Consider the following 16,840-nt stretch of genomic DNA (forward strand, 5'->3'; position numbering starts at 1 on the left):
GGTCGGCGCGGCGAGCGCGATCCGTGGCCGGGGGCGGCCGCCCAGCTCGGCCTGCCCGACCAGCAGCGCCAGCAGCCGCGCCACCGTGGTGGTCTTGCCGGTGCCGGGGCCGCCCGTCAGCACCGTAACCGCTTGGGAGACAGCGATTTGCGCGGCGGCGCGCTGTTCGTCGTAGCCGGGCGGGAAGAGCCGCTCGAGGGCGGGCACGTCGCCCGGTGCCCCGGGCGCGGACAGCGCGAGCAGGTCCGCGCACACCTGCTCCTCCTCCCGCCAGTACCGGTCCAGGTACAGCAGGTCGCCGAACAGCCGCAGCACCGGTGGCGGACCCAGCAGCGGGCTGGCCCGCACGGCGGCCAGCCACCCGCCGGCGTCGGGCCACGCCAGGTCCGCCGCGTCCACCTGCGTGGCGACCGCCCGCAGGTCCACGCACACCGAACCGCCCCGCAGCGCGCGCACCAGCAGGGCGACCGCCACCGCCACCCGCTCGTCGGGATCCCCGGCCAGCGCCGTAAGCCGTTGCGCCACATGGACATCGGCGGGATCGAACACGCCGGCTTCGGTGTAGGTCCGGAGCAGGCCGTCGGCGGTGATCGCCTCCAGCGTCACGCGAGTACCCTCCCGTCGAGCACGTCGGACACCTCCGCGATCAGCGCCGACGGCGGCCGCCAGCTGAACACTCCCGACGGGTGCCCGTCGGCCGCGGGTGTGGCCGCGCCGCACATCCCGCGCACGAACAGGTACAGGACACCGCCGAGGTGCCGATCCGGGTGGTAGTCCGGTAGCCGCCAGCGCAAAAACCGGTGCAGCACAACGCTGTACAGCAGCGCCTGCAGCGGATAGTCCGAGTGCAGCATCGCCTCGACCAGGCGCGGCCGGTCGTAGTCGGCCGACGTCAACGGCCGGTCGGGGTCGCCGAGCCAGTTGGTCTTGTAGTCCACCACCAGGTAGCGCCGAGCCGCACCGTCCGGCACGCGCAACACGGCGTCGACGGAGCCGGTGAGGTAGCCGCGCAACGGCTGCTCGCCCAGGGGGCGGCTGAGCAACCGGCCGGCATAGGGCGCCAGCGCGTCGTCGGCCGGCAGGTGCGTGCGCAGCGCCGCGCCCAGGTCCGCCAGCCGGATCTCGGGCCCCGCCGAGACCGCGTCGCCCCCGGCCAGCGGGAACTCGAAGTCCAACTCGCGCAGCCGATCCGCCAGGCCGATCTGGCGCAGGGTGCGGCCGCCGGCCAGCGGGCCCAGCGGCGTGTCGTGCATCGGCACCAGGGCCGCCGCCAGCGCGTCGGGGGGCACGTCGACCGGCCACCACACGGAGTGGGTGCGGACCCGCGCCGCCAACTCGGCGGCCAGATCGGCGGCCAGCGGGTCGGCCGTCTCGAGCACCGCGTGCACCAGCGAGCCGAACTTGGCGCCCACCGGCAGGTCGGCCATGGGGGAGGGCGCCGCCGGACCCGACGCGCCCTGGGCCACGGGGACGTCGCCCGCCTCGTCATCGAGCTCGGTGACCTCCGGCTCGCTGCCCACCCCGGTGGTTTCGAAGGTTTCGGTCACCCGGATGAGACCGGAGTAGGAGGTGCGCCGCCACCCCGTGTCGATGCCGCGATGGAAGTGGCGGTTGTCCAGGCCGGACGGCACCGGCTCGGGCGGCACGGACGGCGCCGCGGCCACGACCGACCGCTCGATCACCGGACCGCCCGCCGCCTCCCACTCCCGCAACCGGTCAAGCGCGTCCTCGTCGGAGATCTTCGCCGGTTCGCACCGGTCGGGCACGAAGGCCTCGCCCGGCCGGCGGCCGCGCAGCAGCCGCGACAGCCCCCCGTTGGGCTCGTCGAACGCCGGCGACCACCACGCCACCACCTGGGACTGGGCCCGGGTCAGCGCCACATAGGTCAGCCGGCTGTCGTCGCTGGCGTCCTCCTTGCGGCCCAGGATCTCGACGGCCTTGAAGTCGGGGCTGTCCTTGCCGCCGATGTGTAGGCAGCGCACCCCGTCGTCGTGGAACAACACCACGTCGCGGTCCTGGGTGTTGCGGTTGAACGCGAACGGCAGGTACACGATCGGGTATTGCAGGCCCTTGCTGACGAACACCGTCATGATCTGCACGGCCGCCGCGTCACTGTCCAGGCGGCGGTTGCGTTCGGGTGCGCCGACGCGTTCCTCCCGCTGCCTGCGCAGCCAGTCGCGCAGCGCGGGCAGGCTGGAGCGTTCCCGGTGCGTGACCTGACCCAGCAGCTGCGCGATGTGGGCCAGGTCGGTCATATGCCGTTCGCCGCCCTGCGCGGACAGCACGCGATCGCCCATCCCCGACAGCTGCGCGGCCTCGAAGATGGCGGCGACGCCGCGTTCCCGGGCGTGGCCGGCCCACTCGCGCAACGTTTCCGCGACCCGGTCGGTCAGCGCGTCGCCGCCGGCCGCCAGCGATTCCGCGGTCTCACCGAAGAACATGGTCGCCGCGGCCGCGCGGACCATGCCGGGCCGGTGCGGCTGGTCGAACGCCTCCAGCAGGCACAGCCAATCCTCGGCGGCGTCCGACGCGAACACGTCGGAGTCGCCGGTGTAGACGGCCGGCACCCCCGCGTCGCACAGCGCCTTGAAGCAGGCGGCGGCGTCCTTGTGCTTCTCCACGATCACCGCGATGTCGCGGGCCTGCAGCGGCCGGCCCTCGAACGTCGCCCGGGCCGCCAGCAGGGCGCGGATATCGGCCGCGACGTCGGCGCCGATGTGGGCTCGCAGCTCGTCGATCGGCATGTTCTGTATCCCGCTGCGCCCCAGCGTTTCTCGCTGCACGACCCGCAACCGGAACGGGTCGTTGCGCGGCGCTCCCGCGAGCCGGTGCCCCCGGTGGTAGGTGTCGACGTCGTCCACCACGATCGCGGGGTCGCCGAGTTGGGCGCCCAGCAGCACCACCTGCAGGCGCTCGACGAGCGCGGCATCGCTGCGCCAGTTGGTGGCCAGCGTCTTCTTCTCGCCGGCGGTCTCGGCCGCCCGCAGATAGGTCACGATGTCGCCGCCGCGAAACGCGTAGATGGCCTGCTTGGGATCGCCGATGAGGATGACGGTGGAGCGCCCGCTGAACGCCCGGTCGATCACCTGCCACTGCACCGGATCGGTGTCCTGGAACTCGTCGACCATGACGATCGGCCAGCGGTGATGCATGCGGACCCGCGCGGGGGAGTCGTCGGTGGCCAGCGCGTCGGCGAGCCGACTCAGCAGGTCGTCGTAGTCCAGGACGCCGAGCCGCCGCTTGCGCGTGTCCAGTTCCGCCAGAACCTCTTTCGCGAATCCCACGCAGACGGCGGCCCGCGAGCCCGGTTCGGGGTGCAGCGGCCGCAGCTGCGTCGACGGGTTCCTGACCACCTCGCGCGCCAGCCGGAGCGCGTCGCGGTAGGCCAGCGCCGGATCGTCGCGCTCCCGCCCGAAGTGGGCGAGGTAGAGGTCGTCGACGATCTCGACGATCAGCTCGTCGAGGCTCTCCAGCAGCGTCACGTTCGCCGCGGTGTCGCCCGCCACGCCCAGCGACTTCAACACCAGCTGGCAGAACTGGTGCGTGGTGGCGATGGTGGCCGCGTCGAAACCCGCTAGCGCGTCGCGGAGGCGCTGCCTGCGCGACGCGCGTTCGGCGTCGGTGCCGTCGAGCAGGTGCGCCACCAACTCGTTGGCGCCCGCGCCGTCGTCGAAAGCGGCTACCGCATCGACCATTTGGCCGCGGACACGCTCGCGCAGCTCCTGGCTGGCGGCCCGGCCGAACGTGATCAGCAACATCTGGTCCAGCGTCGCCGCGCCCTCGGCGACGTAGCGGGTCACCAGGCCGGCCAGCGCGAACGTCTTGCCGGTGCCGGCGCTGGCTTGCAGCACCGTGGTGGAGCGTGCGGTGGGCAGCGGCCCGAGCAGCTCGAAGCGCGCCATCGCGCCGGTCATTTCACGGCTCCCTCTGCGCGCAGCATCGGCAACCAGACCCGCGCGGCGTAGGCGCCCAGCCGGGTGTCCTCGCCGTCGCATTCCTCGCCCGCCCGCACCGGCCGCATCAGCTCCGCCAACCGGGTGTTCCTGCCCCACGCCCGCACGTGGGCCGGCTCCTCGTGCTCGTACTTCCACCGGTATTGCGCCTCGCGCAACGGATCGTCGCCGCAGTGCCGGGCGGCCGCCCACGCGTAGGACGTCTTGACGGGCAACGGAATCGGCTCGCGGCGCCCCGCGTCGTAGACCGCGACCAGCTCGCGCAGCACCGCCACGGCGTCCTCCCGCGGCCGCCCCAGCCCCTCCACCCGCGGCGCGGTACCGCGCTTGCGGCGACCGATGCAGATCGCCGACCAGTCGCGCCCGGGATCGTGAGCGAACAAGGCCAGCAACGGAATCCACGACTCGAGCAGGTGTTTGCCGTCCAGTTTGGAGTACGTCACCGACACCAACCGGTCCCCGTAGACGGGTGACACCGTGCCGGTGAGCCGCCTCCCGGAGCCGAGGTCGACGTCGACGTCGTACGCGCTCGCGTCGGGGCCGCGGTGCTCTCGTGCGGCGGCCGCCAGCAGGGCGGCCTGGTCGCGGATGTCGGTTGCCGTGCGCCACCCCAGCTGGCCCGGCGGCAGCGTGCCCCGCCGCCACTCGGCCTGGCGGGCGTCGTCCGGCGTCCACCCGCGCAGGATGTCGCCCAGCATCCGGTCCCCGACCGTCCACTCCTCGAGGCCGTCGAGGTCGACGGGCATGGCGTCCTGCACGCCGTCGACGTCGCGCGGCAGGGTGAACTCCAGGGCGCGGAAGAAGCCCTTGACCGGGTCCTTGAAGAAGCCGACGAGGTCGGCGAGGATGACGTCCCCGGCGGGCGGCGGCGGCAGCGGCCCCGAGATGAACCGGGGTTTTTCGCCGCGCTCACCCGTGGCGGCGCGCGCCGCGCGCAACACGGTCGGGTCGAAGCTGAACGGAACATCGGGCACCAGCGCGCCGGGGACGACGTTGCGGATGTCGAAGGGCTGCAACGGGTGTGCGACGACGATGCGGTCGCGGACCCTGCCCGCGGTGGTGCTGTCCAGCGTGTCCAGCAGCTCGGCCAGCGGCACCGCGGGCGGGCGCGGCTGGCCCGAGTATTCGTTGGCACCGGTGTAGGTGATCACCAGCTTCTCGGTGGCCGCGCCGATCGCGTCGAGCAGCAATTGCCGGTCCTCGGAACGGATGTCGCGTTCGCCGGTCATCGGGTCGCGGGCCAGCGCGTCGTCGCCGTCGACCACCCCGAGGCGCGGGAACACCCCGTCGTCGAGGCCGACCAGGCATACCACCCGATGCGGAACCGAGCGCATCGGCACCATGGTGCACACCGTCAGCGTGCCGGTGCGGAAGTTGGCGCGCGTCGGGCGCCCCGCGAGGCGTCCGTCGAGCAGCACCCGGACGTCGGGCAGCCGCAGCACCGTGTCGGCCCGCGGCCCGGCGTCGGCCAACGCCGAAGCGAACTCCCGCTGCAGCTGGCCGGTCTGCCACAGGTCCGCGTCGGCGACGCGCGTCAACAGGTCGACGCCCTCGGCCAGCGCGGCGAGCCAGTCGCGCAGCGCCCGGGCGCCGGTCAGCGAGTCGACCACGCGTTGCAACCGGGCGACGAATTCGGCGAACTGGCCGGCCAACTCGACGCGGTTGCTGCTGACGTCGTCGAGGGGCAGGGTCGCGTCGATCCAGGCGTGCGAGTCGTCGGACATCGCGACGCCGGCCAGCACCCGGTCGATGCCGAAACGCCAGGTGTTGTGCACGAAGTCGACGTGGTAGGGGCGCCGGTGCTCCTGGTCGAACCCCCACCGGATGTTGGCCTGCCGGACCCAGCGGGCGATGGCCTCCAGGTCGTCGTCGGTGAGGCCGAAGCGGGCGCGCACCGGCGCGGCCTCGGCGAAGTCGAGCACCTCGCTGGCGGTCACCCGGCTGCCGGCCAGGGCCAGCAACTGCGCGGCCACGCCGAGCAGCGGATTGGTCTGCAGCGGGGAGCGGTCGGCGAGCCGCACCCGCAACCGGTGCGCGGGGTGGGCGCCGTGCACCACGTCGCCGAGGCCGAAGTCCGCGACGATCAGCGGCGCGTACGTCTCGATGTCCGGACACATCACCAGGATGTCGCGCGGCTGCAGCGTGGGGTCGTCCTGCAGCAGGCCGAGCAGCACCTCGCGCAGCACGTCGACCTGGCGCGCCGGCCCGTGGCAGTTGTGCACCTGCACCGAGCGGTCGTCGGCGGCCAGGATACGCCCCTGTGGCCGAACGGCATTCGCGGCGATGTCGGCCTGCAGCCAGCCCAGCAGCGTGGCGGGCCGCGCCGGTGCGGGCAGGCATTCGTCGGTCTGGGCGGCGGCGGGCAGCGCGCGTTGCAGCTCGCGCAGGTCCCGCCCGAGGGTGGCCAGCAGCGGATGGCCGACGCTGCGGTGGCTGGTGTCCGCGCGGCGGGGGATCGCGCCACGGTCGCCGCCCAGCGCGCGCCAGAGGTGGTCGCTGGGGTGCGGCAGCCACAGGTGCAGATCGTGGTGGGCCGCCACCGCGTCCAGCAGCTCCACGTCGGTGCTCGCCAGCCGGGTGTGTCCGAACAGCGACAACCGGGGCGGCAGGCCACCGGGTCCGTCCCGCAGCCGGGTCACCGTGTTGTGGTGGCGGACATGCGGAGGATCGGCGGGCACGGCGGCCACCAGCGCCCGCCAGAGCTCGGGCTGCCAGGCCAGGTCGGGGTCGAGGTCGCCGGCGTCGCCCGCCAGCCAGTCGGCGAGCAGCCGCGGACGCTGCCTGGCGTACGAGGCGAACAGGCCCGCCAGCCGGCGCGCGACCGAGTAGCGGCGCCCGCGGCGCAGCTCGGCCTCGGCCTCGGTCGGCGCGAAGTGGCCCAAATGCGTTGCCAGGGTGCGGCACCACGGCTCGTCCAGCGAGGAGTCGATCACTGCCAGCAGCGGCCAGGCCATCGCGTCCGGCGACCACGGATCCTCGTCGGCCGTGCCGGTCAGTTCGGCGATCAGCGAGGCGGGACTGCGGAACGCCACCCCGGCGCACACCCCGTCACCGCCCCGGGCGCGGCCGAGCACGTGCGACAGCCGCTGACTGAGCCAGCGTTCCACGCCGCGCGCCGGCACCAGCACCAGTTCTTCGGCGAATGGGTCGGTCAGCGGGTGGGCCAGCAGGGCGCCGAGGCCGTCGGCAAGCAGGTCGGTGCGCTCGGCACGGTGGAGATGAAGCGCCATCGCGGTGCCACGATAGCCCCGGACGCCGACACGGGTGGGTGGTTAGGGCCTACTTGGCCAGCGTGAACTGGTTGATGTCGATGTAACCGTCGCGGAACGCCTTGGCGCAGCCGGTCAGGTACCTCATGTACCGCTCATAGACCTCTTCGGACTGGATCTCGACGGCCTCGCGGTGGTGCGCCGCGAGCGCCGCGGCCCACAGGTCGAGCGTGCGGGCGTAGTGCAGCTGCAGCGACTGCCTGCGGACCAGGTTGAAGCCCATCTTCGAGGCGTGGAATTCCACCATCTCGATCGGCGGCAACTGGCCGCCCGGGAAGATCTCGCGGGCGATGAAGTCGTTGAAGCTGGTCTGCTCCTCGGTCATCGGCAGGCCCCGTCCGACGATCTGGTCCGGCGTCAGCATGGTGATCGTGTGCAGCAGCATCACCCCGTCGTCGGGCAGGACGCGGTAGGCGGTCTGGAAGAAGTCGTCGTAACGGTCGTAGCCGAAGTGCTCGAACGCGCCGATGGACACGATCCGGTCGACGGGCTCGTCGAACTGTTCCCAGCCCCGCAGCAGCACCCGCCTGCTGTGCGTGGAGGTCATGGCGTCGAACATCTTCTGCACGTGCGCGGCCTGGTGCTCGGACAGCGTCAGGCCGACCACGTCGACGTCGTACTTCTCGATCGCGCGGCGCATCGTGCCGCCCCAGCCGCAGCCGACGTCCAGCAGCGTCATCCCGGGCCGCAGCCCCAGCTTGCCCAGCGCCAGGTCCATCTTGCGCAGCTGCGCCTCTTCGAGCGGGATGTCCCGCATCCGATCGAAGTAGGCACAGCTGTAGGTCATGGTGGGATCCAGGAACAGCCGGAAGAAATCGTCGGACAGGTCGTAGTGGGCCTGGACGTCCTCGAAATGCGGAGTCAGGTTTTCCGTCATGCCAGCGAGCGCCTTTCCGGATCCGGGGCCCTTCAGCTGGTTCACGACCGCGCGGCGCAGCTGGTTCACCATGGCTTCCCGTCAATGCCGGAATCAAACTTCGGCGCCCTTGCGGGGAATTCGGATGACGCTACCCCCGTTTACCCGTGTCAGCGAGATTTAGGAGGCGAAGATGGAGGCTTGGGACGCGATCCGCGCCCGGCGCAACGTCCGGCAGTACACGCCCGACCCCGTTTCCGAAGACGACCTGAACCGCATCGCCGAGGCCGGGTGGCGCGCCCCCTCGGCCAAGAACCGGCAGCCGTGGGACTTCGTGATCGTCACCGACCGCGCGCAGCTGCGCGAGCTGTCCACCGTGTGGCAGGGCGCCGGGCACATCGCCGGCGCCGCGGCCGCGATCGCGATCGTGGTGCCCGTGCCGCCCGACGAGCGCAGGGTGGTCACCGACAACTACGACGTGGGGCAGGCCACGATGGCGATGATGATCGCGGCCACGGACCTGGGGATCGGGACCGGGCATTCCTCAGTGGGGGACCAGCAGAGGGCGCGGGCCATTCTCGGGGTCCCCGATGACCGGCTGGTGGCCTTCCTGCTCGGCGTCGGGTATCCCGCCGACCGTCCGCTCGCCCCGGTCCGCACGCCGAACCGGCGGCCCTTCTCCGAGGTCGTCCACCACGGTCGGTGGTGACGAGGAGGCCGGGCGCGGCGCCGCTCCGGGCGGGCATGCTTAGGCCATGAACAGACACGAGATCACCGAGCAGATCGTCCTGGCCCGCCTGCGCCTGGGCCTGACGTGGCAGGAGCTGGCCGACGCCATCGACCGGCCGGTGGTATGGACCACCTCGGCGCTGCTCGGCCAGCACCCCATTCCCCCCGAGCAGGCAAGGGCCCTCGTCGAGAAGCTGAAGCTGGACGAGTCGGTGGTGCCCGTGCTGGCGGCGCCGCCCGTGCGGGGCGGGCTCCCCACCGCCGTGCCGACCGACCCGACCATCTACCGCTTCTACGAGGCCCTGCAGGTCTACGGCGGCGCCATCAAGGAGCTGATCCACGAACAGTTCGGCGACGGCATCATGAGCGCGATCAACTTCAGCGTCGACCTGCAGAAGAAACCGCACCCGTCCGGCGACCGCGTCGTCGTGACGTTCGACGGCAAATTCCTCCCCTACCAATGGGTCTCGGCCCAAGGGTGAAGTGACGGCGCGACGCCCCCGTGCCACACTGGCCGCGAGGAGGCGAGCAACGCGGTGGCCGGTCTTTTCCCGGTCGCCGCGTTCGCCACTCAGCTCATCAACGCCGGGCCGACCTACAGCCCGAACTCGGCCTCGATCCCGTCGATCCCGGCCCGGATGGCCGTGAGCGCGTCGGCGCGGGCGCGCAACTTCGTTGCGGCGTGGGCGTGTTGGCGCAGACCGGCGAATTCGCGCGCGGCTTCCTCGGCGCGACTGACCACCATCTCCGGCAGCACGATCTCGTCGACGAAGCCCGCCGCCAGCGCCGTCTCGCCGAAGAACGTCTTGGCCAGCCCGGCGGCCTGCTGATAGGCCGACCGGGTGAGCCGCAGCTTCATGATTTCCAGGGCGGCGTACGGGATGACCATGCCGATCGCCACCTCGTTGGCCTGGATGTTGTAGGCGTGCGCGGCCACCCGGTGGTCGCCGGAGCACAACAGGAACGCCCCCATCGCGATCGCGTGCCCGGTGCAGGCCATCACCACCGGCTTGGGATGGGACAGCAGCCGGTAGGCCAGCTCGAAGCCGCCGCGCAGCATGTCGATGGCCGGCTGCGCCTCGCCGGAGGTCAGGATCTTCAGGTCGAATCCGCCGCTGAAGACGCGCTCGTTGCCGGTGATCACCAGCGCGCCGGCGTTGTCCGCGTCGGCCCGGTCGATCGCCTCGCCCAGGGCCTGCTGCATCGTCGGGCCCAGGGCGTTGACCTTGCCGTCGTCCATCCGGATGACCGCGATGGAATCCTCGAGGGAGTAGTGGACCGGGCCGCTCATCGGTTGCTGGCTCCTTGCCGTCACGCGGTCTGAGTGTGGTGTTTGCCCAGGTCGTCCTCGGCCTCACCCCAGCGCAGGCTGACGTCGGTGGGCTCGTCGAGCTGGCGGGTGCGCCACCTGTCCTGCGTTTCCCGGACGGCGCCGTTGATCCGTTCGATCTCGCTGCGGAACACCTCGGGGCGGGTTTCCTTGCTGGCGTAGTGGAAGTAGGTGAGCAGGCCGCGCAGCAACTCCAGCTTCTGCTTCTCCCGCTTCGCCAGGTCGTGCGTGGTCATCAGCTCGATGCGCTGGACGGGCGGCAAGGAGTCCCAGTCCAGCACCACCGGCGTTTCCAGCGGCAGCCGTTCGCGCTCCCAGAACCGCCACCCGCGCGGGCGCTCCGGCCCGTCGAAGTAGCTGATGGTGCCGGTGAAGCGGGATTCGATGCCGCTGCCGATCTCGGCGCGGTCGAGCGCCGAATCCCACACCATGCGCCATTCCTGGCCGGGCGCCAGCACCGGCAACTCGCGGGGCAGCCGCAGCTCGACGACGTCGGCGTAGCCGTCGGTCGCGTTCTCGTATTCGGCCACCGTCGGGGGATTGGTGAACGAGAACGTGATGTCGTACGCCGCGGTCTGGCCGAAGTTCCTGACCACCAGCTCGATCACGTGCCAGTCGGCGGGATGCGGCTCCATGAACATCGCCACCTGCGGCCGCGTCTGCTCCGCGGCCAGCCGGCGGTTGCGGGCGATCTGCCGGCTGGTGAACACGAGGGTGACGACGGCGAGCACGATCGCCGCCCACGCCGCCCACGCGATCCAGGTGCCGGACCCGACATGCGTGATTCCGTGCCAGCTGTCCTGGACCCACCCCATGGAATCCACCTTCCGCTTATATCACAGGCCGGTTGCCGTCTCGCCCCGATCGAGCGATCGCCGCCTCAGCCGCCCATCAGCATTCGCCACTGGGCGAGGTCGGCGGCCCGATACACATAGTTGGAACGCTTGACCTCGGACAGCGCGGCGCTCGGCTCCGCCGAATACCAGTGCCCGGGAAAAACCGTCGGGTCGCCGGGCAGGGTCGCGAGTTGCCGCAGGCTGCGGTACATCTCGTCGGAGTCGCCGCCGGGAAAGTCGGTCCGGCCGCAGCCCTCCAGGAAAAGCGTGTCACCGGCCACGAGACGCCCGTCGAGCAGGAAGCACTGACTGCCCGGCGTGTGGCCCGGGGTGTGCAGCAACTCGATCTCGATGTCGCCGATGCTGACCTTGTCGTGATTCTCGTGGGCGGTGAGGTCGCCGAGGCCGATCCCGGTGACACGCGAAACCCATTGCGCCTCATGGGTATTGACGTGGACCGGGACGGCTTTTCGCTCCAGCAGTTCGGCCAGGCCCTGCAGCGAGAAGCCCATCATCGAGCCGCCCACATGGTCCGGATGGTGATGGGTCACCAGCACCCCGGACAGGTGCATGCCGTCGGACTCCAGCGTGTCGAGGAGGTCGCCGGCCGCGTACGCGGGGTCGACCACCACGCAGTCGCCCGTCTGGCGGTCCCCGATCAGGTACGCGAAGTTGCGCATCTGGGTCGCGAACATGTCGCCGGCGGCGAAGTCGCGACCGGAGAGCAGTTGCCGAAAGTACAGCCGATCCGTTGACACGTGACCAGCCTAGGGCGTGCCGCTTTCCGGCCCGCAGCGCCGCCGCGAACCCCGCCGAACACCCTCCGCGAGCAGCGATTGGGCCGATGTGTGGTGGGTATTGTTGCCCCATGATCAAGAAGGTCGAGATCGAGGTCGACGTCGATCTGATTGACGAGGCGGTGCGCCGCTTCCATCTGGCCGATGCCCGCGAGGCGGTCAACCTCGCGTTGCGCACCCTGCTCACCGAGGCCGACACCGGCGAACCGGGCGAGGAGTACGACGAATTCAGCGACCTCAGGGCGTGGCAGCCCCGCCGGGGCGGCGACGGCGCACCGTGAAGCCCGTGGTTTGGTCCGGCTGCGAGCCAGGCTGTACCCTCTTTTAGGCCCACGGCAGTGCCGATTCGGGTGAACGGCCCCCTTAGCTCAGTCGGTAGAGCGTTTCCATGGTAAGGAAAAGGTCAACGGTTCGATTCCGTTAGGGGGCTCGGCGGACGCCGAGCAGGCGTGGCGGCCCGACCCCGAAAGGGGTGGCCAGAGGCGATGTAGCTCAGTCGGTTAGAGCGAACGACTCATAATCGTTAGGTCGCCGGTTCGAGTCCGGCCATCGCTACAACACAACATTGCACACCTTGAGAGATTTGAGAGAGAACCGTCATGGCTTCCAGTACCGACGTGCGGCCGAAGATCACTTTGGCATGCGAGGTGTGCAAGCACCGTAACTACATCACCAAGAAGAACCGCCGGAACGACCCGGACCGGATGGAGCTGAAGAAGTTCTGCCCGAACTGCGGCAAGCACCAGGCGCATCGCGAGACGCGCTAGCGGCCACCCGCGACCGTTTATTCGCCACCGACTAGGTAGATTCCAGCCGTGCCGTTATCCGAAAGCATCGTCGGGATGCACTACCGCTATCCCGACTATTACGTCGTGGAGCGGGAGAAGATCCGCGAACACGCGGTCGCCGTGCAAAACGACGACGCGGCGTTCCTCGAAGAGAAGGCGGCCGCCGAGCTCGGCTACGACGGTCTGCTCGCCCCCCTGACGTTCATCTGTGTGTTCGGCTACCAGGCGCAGACGGCGTTCTTCAAGTACGCGAACGTTGCTGTCCACGACGCGCAGATCGTCCAGGTCGACCAGGTGCTGAAGTTCAACGCGCCGATCGTCGCGGGCGACAAACTGTACTGCGACGTCTCCGTGGACTCGATGCGGATTTCGCACGGCACCCAGATCATCGTGACAAAGAACGTCATCACCAACGAAGCCGGTGATGTCGTGCAGGAGACCTACACGACCCTGGCGGGCCGTGCGGGTGACGACGGAGAAGAGGGATTTTCCGATGCCACTGCGTGAGTTCAGCTCCGTGAAGGTGGGCGACCAGCTCCCCGAGAAGACCTACCCGCTGACCCGCCAGGACCTGGTGAACTACGCGGGCGTCTCGGGCGACCTGAACCCGATCCACTGGGACGACGAGATGGCCAAGGTCGTCGGGCTGGACACCGCGATCGCACACGGCATGCTGACCATGGGGATCGGTGGCGGCTACGTCACCTCGTGGATCGGCGACCCGGGCGCGGTCACCGAGTACAACGTGCGGTTCACCGCCGTGGTGCCGGTGCCCAACGACGGCAAGGGCGCCGAGCTCGTCTTCAGCGGCCGGGTCAAGTCCGTCGACCCGGACACCAAGTCGGTGACGATCGCGCTGACCGCCACCACCGGCGGGAAGAAAATCTTCGGCAGGGCGATCGCGTCCGCAACTCTGGCATAGGTCTATGGCGCTCAAAACAGACATCAGGGGAATGATCTGGCGCTACCCGGACTATTTCGTGGTGGGGCGGGAGCAACTCCGGCAGTTCGCGCACGCCGTCAAGGATCGGAATCCGGCCCACTTCGACGAGGGCGCGGCCGCCGAGCTCGGGCACGACGCGATCCTGGCGCCGCTGACCTTCGCGACCATCTTCGCCAAGCTGGTCCAGCTCGACTTCTTCCGGCATGTCGACATCGGCATGGAGACCCTGGTGATCGTCCAGGTCGACCAGCGCTTCGTGTTCGCCCAGCCGATCAAGGCCGGCGACAAGCTGTGGGCCCGGATGGACATCGTGTCGGTGGACGAGCGGTTCGGCGCCGACATCGTCGTCACCAAGAACATCTGCACCAACGATCGGGGTGAGCTGGTCTTGGAGGCCTACACCACGTTGATGAGCCAGTACGCCGAGCAGTCGGAGAACCTGCGTTGGGACCCGGAATCCGGCCAGGTCGTTCGAACGGCGTAATTAGTATCTGAGTGCGGCGTCGATGTACACTCGGACCTCGGGGTTTTCCCAGCCGCAGCGCGCTTTCCGTGAGTCGAGAGAACGGGGAGCGCGCGTGTCATGTAAGCCCCGGTAGGTAAGCGCAGGTTGGCCTGCCAACCGCGAAGGGGCGTAGCTCAACTGGCAGAGCAGCGGTCTCCAAAACCGCAGGTTGCAGGTTCAAGTCCTGTCGCCCCTGCTGGACAATAGAAAAGGCGTGCCATGGTGGACACTGGAGTGGTGCCGCCCACCACGGGACGGCCCGCGGGATACAAGCAAACCTAAGGAGCATGGGTGAGCGACGAAGGCGACGCAGCCAACGACGCCACAAGCGACGGCGCTGACAGGGAGGACGACCGCGCCAGCGGCGGTCGGACCGCTGTGGTGACGCGGCCGCAGCGCCCCACCGGCAAACGATCCCGGCAGCGAGCGTCGGATGCGGGCGAGGGCGCCGACGTGGCGTCCGCGGACGAGGCCGAGGTCGCCAAGGAGGCCAAGGCCACCAAGGGCGGCAAGGCCAAGAAGGCGAAAAAACCGAAGAAGCCCGGGGACCGTTCGGCCAACCCGTTCGTCTTCGTCTACAACTACCTCAAGCAGGTGGTTGCGGAGATGCGGAAGGTTATCTGGCCCAACCGCAAGCAGATGCTCACCTACACGTCGGTGGTGCTGGCGTTCCTGGCCTTCATGGTGGCGCTGGTCGGCCTCGCGGATTTCGGCCTCACCAAGCTGGTGCTGCTGGTGTTCGGCTGAGCGAGAAGATAGAGAGGACTGAAAACCGTGACTACCTTCGACGGTGACTCGTCCGCGGGTGAAGCGGTCGACGTGGAAGAGCGCATCGAGGACGCCGAGACCACCGAGACCACCGAGGCCCCAGCGGCCGAGGCCCCCGAGGAGTCGACCGAAGAGGTCGACCCGGCGGCCGCGCTCAAGGCGGAGCTGCGCAGCAAGCCCGGCGACTGGTACGTCATCCACTCCTACGCGGGCTACGAGAACAAGGTCAAAGCCAACCTCGAGACGCGCGTGCAGAACCTGGACGTCGGCGACTACATCTTCCAGGTCGAGGTGCCCACCGAAGAGGTCACCGAGATCAAGAACGGCCAGCGCAAGCAGGTCAACCGCAAGGTGCTGCCCGGCTACATCCTGGTGCGCATGGACCTGACCGACGATTCGTGGGCCGCGGTGCGCAACACGCCGGGCGTCACCGGGTTCGTCGGCGCGACGTCGCGGCCGTCGGCTCTGACGCTGGACGACGTGGTGAAGTTCCTGCTGCCGCGCGGGGCGACCAAGAAGGCCGCCAAGGGCGCGGCCACCACCGCCGCCGCCGCCGAGGCCGGCGGACTGGAACGCCCGGCCGTCGAGGTCGACTACGAGGTCGGCGAGTCGGTGACGGTGATGGACGGGCCGTTCGCCACGCTGCCGGCGACCATCAGCGAGGTCAACGGCGAGCAGCAGAAGCTCAAGGTGCTGGTGTCGATCTTCGGCCGCGAGACGCCGGTCGAGTTGACGTTCAGCCAGGTCTCGAAGATTTAGCTCGGGCACTCACGCCCACCCCCAGGAAGGAACACCAACATCTCATGGCCCCGAAGAAGAAAGTCGTTGGGCTGATCAAGCTGCAGATCGTGGCGGGGCAGGCCAACCCTGCGCCGCCGGTCGGACCCGCGCTCGGCCAGCACGGCGTCAACATCATGGAGTTCTGCAAGGCCTACAACGCGGCCACGGAAAACCAGCGCGGCCAGGTCATCCCGGTGGAGATCACGGTCTACGAGGACCGCAGCTTCACCTTCACGCTCAAGACCCCGCCCGCCGCCAAGCTGCTGCTCAAGGCGGCCGGCGTGGGCAAGGGCTCGGCCGAGCCGCACAAGACCAAGGTCGCCAAGGTCACCTGGGACCAGGTCCGTGAGATCGCCGAGACCAAGAAGACCGATCTCAACGCCAACGACATCGACGCGGCCGCCAAGATCATCGCCGGCACCGCCCGGTCGATGGGGATCACCGTCGAATAGACCTGCATAGTTCGACCCCCAAACCCGTGGGAGGGCCAGCTTCGGCCCGCTGCTGAACCACGACCCAACACCAGATTGGACGAATCAATGAGCAAGAACAGCAAGGCATACCGCGCGGCCGCCGAAAAGGTGGACCGCAACAACCTGTACAGCCCGCTCGAGGCGGCCAAGCTCGCCAAGGAGACCGCGTCGGCCAAGCAGGACGCGACGGTCGAGGTGGCGATCCGCCTCGGTGTCGACCCGCGCAAGGCGGACCAGATGGTCCGCGGCACGGTCAACCTGCCGCACGGCACCGGTAAGACCGCCCGCGTCGCGGTGTTCGCGGTCGGCGACAAGGCCGAGCAGGCGCAGGCCGCCGGCGCGGACATCGTCGGCAGCGACGACCTGATCGAGAAGATCCAGGGCGGCTTCCTGGACTTCGACGCCGCGATCGCGACGCCCGACCAGATGGCCAAGGTCGGCCGCATCGCCCGCGTGCTGGGCCCGCGCGGCCTGATGCCCAACCCCAAGACCGGGACCGTCACCCCGGACGTCGCCAAGGCCGTGGCCGACATCAAGGGCGGCAAGATCAACTTCCGCATCGACAAGCAGGCCAACCTGCACTTCGTCATCGGCAAGGCGTCCTTCGACGAGAAGGCCCTCGCGGAGAACTACGGCGCGGCGCTCGACGAGGTGCTGCGGCTCAAGCCGTCCGCCTCCAAGGGCCGCTACCTGAAGAAGATCACCGTGTCGACGACCACGGGCCCGGGCATCCCGGTCGACCCGTCGGTCACCCGCAACTTCGCGGAGGCGTGACCTCCCTCCGCGACCAGAAGCAAACTCGCGCGAATCCCG

General features: G+C 69.7%; 18 protein-coding genes and 3 tRNA genes. 14 read left to right on the top strand and 7 right to left on the bottom strand.

Annotation, left to right across the window (positions count from 1 at the left end):
• The 4 genes from HMPREF0591_RS07000 to HMPREF0591_RS07015 form a co-directional block, all read right to left on the bottom strand.
• Positions 1-591, bottom strand: a 591-nt coding sequence (locus tag HMPREF0591_RS07000; RefSeq protein ID WP_425270155.1) for an AAA family ATPase, incomplete at its 3' end; no start/stop codon positions are given.
• 11 nt (positions 592-602) lie between these two features.
• A complete protein-coding gene (gene recB / locus HMPREF0591_RS07005; RefSeq protein WP_040621999.1) occupies positions 603-3,902 on the bottom strand; it encodes an exodeoxyribonuclease V subunit beta in 3,300 nt (1,099 codons plus the stop codon).
• Positions 3,903-3,910: 8 nt separating this feature from the next.
• Entirely contained in the window at positions 3,911-7,183 is a 3,273-nt protein-coding gene (gene recC, locus HMPREF0591_RS07010; protein ID WP_007167768.1) for an exodeoxyribonuclease V subunit gamma, read from the bottom strand.
• A gap of 49 nt (positions 7,184-7,232) precedes the next feature.
• Positions 7,233-8,099 (bottom strand): cyclopropane mycolic acid synthase family methyltransferase, encoded by an 867-nt coding sequence (locus HMPREF0591_RS07015; protein WP_040622002.1) that lies wholly within the window; start codon positions 8,097-8,099, stop codon positions 7,233-7,235.
• Between the two features lie 172 nt (positions 8,100-8,271).
• On the opposite strand from HMPREF0591_RS07015, the gene HMPREF0591_RS07020 reads away from it, so the two are divergent.
• A complete protein-coding gene (locus HMPREF0591_RS07020) occupies positions 8,272-8,787 on the top strand; it encodes a nitroreductase family protein (protein WP_007167770.1) in 516 nt (171 codons plus the stop codon).
• 46 nt (positions 8,788-8,833) lie between these two features.
• Positions 8,834-9,289, top strand: coding sequence for a cyanase (gene cynS, locus HMPREF0591_RS07025; RefSeq protein ID WP_007167771.1), 456 nt, complete (start codon positions 8,834-8,836; stop codon positions 9,287-9,289).
• A gap of 113 nt (positions 9,290-9,402) precedes the next feature.
• Here the strand turns inward: cynS and HMPREF0591_RS07030 are convergent, their stop codons facing one another.
• The 3 genes from HMPREF0591_RS07030 to HMPREF0591_RS07040 form a co-directional block, all read right to left on the bottom strand.
• Positions 9,403-10,098: a crotonase/enoyl-CoA hydratase family protein gene (locus tag HMPREF0591_RS07030; protein WP_007167772.1), complete on the bottom strand. Its 696-nt coding sequence runs from the start codon at positions 10,096-10,098 to the stop codon at positions 9,403-9,405.
• A gap of 20 nt (positions 10,099-10,118) precedes the next feature.
• Positions 10,119-10,952: a hypothetical protein gene (locus HMPREF0591_RS07035; protein ID WP_040621331.1), complete on the bottom strand. Its 834-nt coding sequence runs from the start codon at positions 10,950-10,952 to the stop codon at positions 10,119-10,121.
• Positions 10,953-11,017: 65 nt separating this feature from the next.
• The gene (locus HMPREF0591_RS07040; RefSeq protein WP_007167774.1) at positions 11,018-11,731 is read right to left on the bottom strand and encodes an MBL fold metallo-hydrolase; all 714 of its coding nucleotides are present in this window, start codon (positions 11,729-11,731) and stop codon (positions 11,018-11,020) included.
• A 110-nt stretch (positions 11,732-11,841) separates the two neighbouring features.
• Between HMPREF0591_RS07040 and HMPREF0591_RS07045 the strand changes: the two genes are divergently transcribed.
• From HMPREF0591_RS07045 to rplA, 12 genes are all read left to right on the top strand, one after another.
• A complete protein-coding gene (locus HMPREF0591_RS07045; protein WP_007167775.1) occupies positions 11,842-12,051 on the top strand; it encodes a type II toxin-antitoxin system VapB family antitoxin in 210 nt (69 codons plus the stop codon).
• Between the two features lie 76 nt (positions 12,052-12,127).
• Positions 12,128-12,200, top strand: a tRNA-Thr gene (locus tag HMPREF0591_RS07050).
• Between the two features lie 51 nt (positions 12,201-12,251).
• Positions 12,252-12,325 (top strand) — tRNA-Met (locus tag HMPREF0591_RS07055).
• 44 nt (positions 12,326-12,369) lie between these two features.
• Complete coding sequence (rpmG, locus tag HMPREF0591_RS07060) at positions 12,370-12,537, top strand: 50S ribosomal protein L33 (RefSeq protein WP_007167776.1); 168 nt, start codon at positions 12,370-12,372, stop codon at positions 12,535-12,537.
• 48 nt (positions 12,538-12,585) lie between these two features.
• On the top strand, positions 12,586-13,065 hold the full coding sequence (gene hadA, locus HMPREF0591_RS07065; RefSeq protein ID WP_007167777.1) for a (3R)-hydroxyacyl-ACP dehydratase subunit HadA: 480 nt from the start codon (positions 12,586-12,588) through the stop codon (positions 13,063-13,065).
• Positions 13,052-13,480: a (3R)-hydroxyacyl-ACP dehydratase subunit HadB gene (gene hadB, locus HMPREF0591_RS07070; protein WP_007167778.1), complete on the top strand. Its 429-nt coding sequence runs from the start codon at positions 13,052-13,054 to the stop codon at positions 13,478-13,480. The genes hadA and hadB overlap by 14 nt, the downstream gene beginning before the upstream one ends.
• Positions 13,481-13,484: 4 nt before the next feature.
• Entirely contained in the window at positions 13,485-13,985 is a 501-nt protein-coding gene (gene hadC / locus HMPREF0591_RS07075; RefSeq protein WP_007167779.1) for a (3R)-hydroxyacyl-ACP dehydratase subunit HadC, read from the top strand.
• A gap of 144 nt (positions 13,986-14,129) precedes the next feature.
• A tRNA-Trp gene (locus HMPREF0591_RS07080) sits at positions 14,130-14,202 on the top strand.
• A gap of 95 nt (positions 14,203-14,297) precedes the next feature.
• Positions 14,298-14,753: a preprotein translocase subunit SecE gene (secE, locus tag HMPREF0591_RS07085; RefSeq protein ID WP_007167780.1), complete on the top strand. Its 456-nt coding sequence runs from the start codon at positions 14,298-14,300 to the stop codon at positions 14,751-14,753.
• Between the two features lie 27 nt (positions 14,754-14,780).
• On the top strand, positions 14,781-15,533 hold the full coding sequence (gene nusG / locus HMPREF0591_RS07090) for a transcription termination/antitermination protein NusG (RefSeq protein ID WP_007167781.1): 753 nt from the start codon (positions 14,781-14,783) through the stop codon (positions 15,531-15,533).
• A 44-nt stretch (positions 15,534-15,577) separates the two neighbouring features.
• Positions 15,578-16,006 carry a 50S ribosomal protein L11 gene (gene rplK / locus HMPREF0591_RS07095; RefSeq protein WP_007167782.1) on the top strand — a complete coding sequence of 143 codons (429 nt, stop codon included), beginning with the start codon at positions 15,578-15,580 and terminating at the stop codon, positions 16,004-16,006.
• Positions 16,007-16,093: 87 nt separating this feature from the next.
• Positions 16,094-16,801: a 50S ribosomal protein L1 gene (rplA, locus tag HMPREF0591_RS07100; protein ID WP_007167783.1), complete on the top strand. Its 708-nt coding sequence runs from the start codon at positions 16,094-16,096 to the stop codon at positions 16,799-16,801.
• The last annotated feature ends 39 nt before the right edge of the window (positions 16,802-16,840 follow it).

The sequence above is a fragment of the Mycobacterium parascrofulaceum ATCC BAA-614 genome (assembly GCF_000164135.1).
GTDB lineage: Bacteria > Actinomycetota > Actinomycetes > Mycobacteriales > Mycobacteriaceae > Mycobacterium > Mycobacterium parascrofulaceum.